This is a genomic window from Mesorhizobium sp. M4A.F.Ca.ET.020.02.1.1, from assembly GCF_004022645.1.
Classification (GTDB): Bacteria; Pseudomonadota; Alphaproteobacteria; order Rhizobiales; family Rhizobiaceae; genus Mesorhizobium.
Genome location: NZ_RZOI01000702.1, coordinates 1 through 3,129 on the forward strand (window position 1 = coordinate 1; position 3,129 = coordinate 3,129).

Consider the following 3,129-nt stretch of genomic DNA (forward strand, 5'->3'; position numbering starts at 1 on the left):
AGTCGCTGTAGTCGATCTTGTAGCCGTTCTCTTCCATCAGCTTGTCGGCCGGATAGTAGGCGCCCGACAGCATCATGGTGGCGGTGCCGACATCGTAGACCTGAACGACTGTCGGCTGCTTGCCTGCGCGGAAGGCGGCGATGGTGTTCTGCAGCGTCGCGTCATAATTGCCCTGGCTGGTGCAGACCGCCTCATAGTCGGACTGCGAGGCATTGAAGTTCTTGCACAGCGTGTCGACGACGCGCGCGAGGTCGCCCGAAAGGCCGAACCAGAAATCGAATTTGACGGGCGCGGCGGCGGCAGGCTGCGCCAGCGTCAGGCCAAGAGCGCCGGCGGCAAGGGCGGCAAGGCCCTGCTTGATGATCGACATGGATTTGATTCCCTTTTGAGTGGCTGGTGACATCAGGCTGTGCGCAAGTCCTTGCCCGCTCTCATAGAGAAGGTATGTGACAGTTCTGCTGTGGCCTGCGGGTCTGTGGAAAAGCCGATTGGCACGCGGACAGGACCGCGTTTCAAAGCCTCGCGAGTGTTTTTGACATCGGCGTCGGACAGGTGCGGCAGGCGATATTGCCGCCCCCGCATGAGATCGTCTCGGGCGCCTCTGCAACCGAACGCGCACGCCGTAGTTGCACGGGCAATAACTGATTCTTCAAGCGTCCAGCCCTAATCAATTTCATTGCTTGATTATTGCGGGAAGATCAGGTGACGCGAGATGTTGACGGTCTATAATTGTATCGTGCACGAGCATGATCTGAGATTGGTCGCACTGGCGGCACTCATCTGCGGCATTTCTTCCTTCTCGGCGGTCAATCTGCTTCGCCACGTCGACCGCTCGACCAATAGAAACCGCTATGCCTGGCTGATGATTGCCGCCACCTCGACCGGTTTCGGCATCTGGGCGACGCATTTTATCGCCATGATCGCCTTCTCGCCGGGAATACCGAACGCCTACAACACCGAGTTGTCGGTGCTTTCGCTTGCCGCGGCCGTCCTGCTTACCGCCGCCGGCATGTGGATCGCCACCTTGCGCGGCGGCATCGAGCACTACCTTGTCGGCGGCGCCGTGCTCGGTGTCGGCATCGGCACGATGCACTATACCGGCATGGCGGCGTTCGAGGTGCAGGGCCGGGTCGTCTGGGATCAGCTGCTTGTCGGGATCTCGCTGGTCGCCGGCATCACGCTTGCCGCGATGTCGCTTTTTGTTGCGCTGCACCGCCCCTCGACGCTGAGAACGGTCAGCGCCGCCGTGCTTTTGACGCTGGCGATCTGCACCTTGCACTTCATCGCGATGGGGGCCGTGTCGATCTATCCGGATAGCTCGATCGAGATCTCGCAATACACGATCGAGCCAATGTCGCAGGCCTTCGCGGCGGCCGCCGCCAGCCTGGTCATCCTCGTGCTTTCGGCGGCGGCCCTGTGGATCGACCTGCGCTTCCGCCGCCACCAGGCGGAGGCCGAGCGCATGCATGGCCTGGCCAATGCAGCGGTCGAAGGCCTCATCGTCTGCGACGGCACCCGCATCGTCAGCGCCAATGACAGCATCGCGGCATTGTCCGGCATCGCCTCAACGACACTGAACACCATGGTGCTCAGCGACCTCTTCGGCGAGCGTTCCGCCACCGCCATGGCCCAAGCGGACGGGCAGGCACGGGAAACCGACCTCAAGAGCCATGACGGCACCATGATCCCCGTCGAGCTGATCGCCAGGCCCATCGACTATTGCGGCAAGCCGCACAGCGTGGTCGCCGTGCGCGACATCCGCGAGCGCAAGAAGGCGGAGCAGGAGATCATCCGCCTCGCCCACTACGACCCGCTGACCGGGCTTGCCAACCGCCGCAGCTTCAACAGCCGGCTGGAAGCCGAGATCGCCGCGGCGGGCCGCGGCGGCAAGGACGGTCAGCTCGCGCTCATGCTGCTCGACCTCGACCGGTTCAAGGAAGTCAACGATCTGTTCGGCCATGCCGCCGGCGACGCGATGCTGCAGAAGGTGGCGCAATGCGCCTCGAGCAAACTTCGCCACGGGCAGATGCTGGCCCGCCTCGGCGGCGATGAATTCGCCATCATCGCGCCCAACCTCCCCGACCCACAGGCGGCCGGCCGTATCGCCGAGGCGGTCCTGGCCGCCATACGCGAGGAGAACCGGCTGTCGCCGGGCGGCGGCCTTGTGTCGGCCAGCATCGGCATCGCCCTCTACCCGCTGGACGCCGATGAGCAGGCGGCCCTCGTCAGCCACGCCGACACCGCGCTCTACCGCGCCAAGGCGGAGGGCAAGGACACCTATCGTTACTTCGAGGCCTCGATGGGCGCCGAGGCGCGCGACCGGCGAGTGATGGAGCACGATCTGCGCCAGGCGGTGGCGCGCGGCGAATTCCGGCTCGTCTACCAGCCGCAGAAGGAGATCAGCACCGGCAGGATGATCGGCTTCGAGGCGCTGATCCGCTGGCACCATCCCGAACATGGCGACATCTCGCCTGCCGTCTTCATCCCGGTGGCCGAGGACAGCGGCGCCATCATCCAGATCGGCGAATGGGTGCTTTCGGCCGCCTGCGAGGAAGCCGCCCGCTGGAAGAACCCGCTGATGGTCGCCGTCAATGTCTCGGCCGTGCAGCTGCACAATCCGAACTTCAGCCGCAAGGTGCATGAGGTGCTGTTGCGGTCCGGCCTGGCGCCCGGCAGGCTCGAACTCGAGATCACCGAGACGGCGCTGGTCAAGGACATGCCGCGAGCGCTGGCCACCTTGCGGCAGGTCAAGGCGCTCGGCGTCCGCGTCGCCATGGACGACTTCGGCACCGGCTATTCCTCGCTCTCCAACCTGCGCGCCTTCCCCTTCGACAAGATCAAGATCGATGGCTCCTTCATCAAGTCGGTCGACAGGAACGGTCAGGTGGCGGCCATCGTGCGCGCCGTGCTGGGACTTGGCCGTGGCCTTGGCTTGCCGGTGCTCGCCGAAGGCGTCGAGACGCTGGGCGAACTCAGGTTCCTCGACGCCGAGGACTGCGAGATCGGGCAGGGTTTCTACCTCGGCAGGCCTGGTCCGATCGAGGCGTTCGGCGAACTGACCGGCGCGAGGGCGCCTGCGGCAGATGACGACGCCCCCGTCTCACGCGGCGGCGGCAGCATCCTGATGCT

The 3,129-nt window shown here is 64.8% G+C and carries 1 protein-coding gene and 1 pseudogene; one reads left to right on the forward strand and one right to left on the reverse strand.

All coding sequences use genetic code 11. The features are described from left to right. Nucleotides 1-370: pseudogene (locus tag EN742_RS29605) on the reverse strand (glycerol 3-phosphate ABC transporter); the annotation flags it as partial. A 342-nt stretch (nt 371-712) separates the two neighbouring features. Here EN742_RS29605 and EN742_RS29610 point away from each other — a divergent pair. Further along, the coding region (locus EN742_RS29610) for an EAL domain-containing protein (RefSeq protein WP_148670346.1) at nt 713-3,129 on the forward strand (2,417 nt) is incomplete at its 3' end.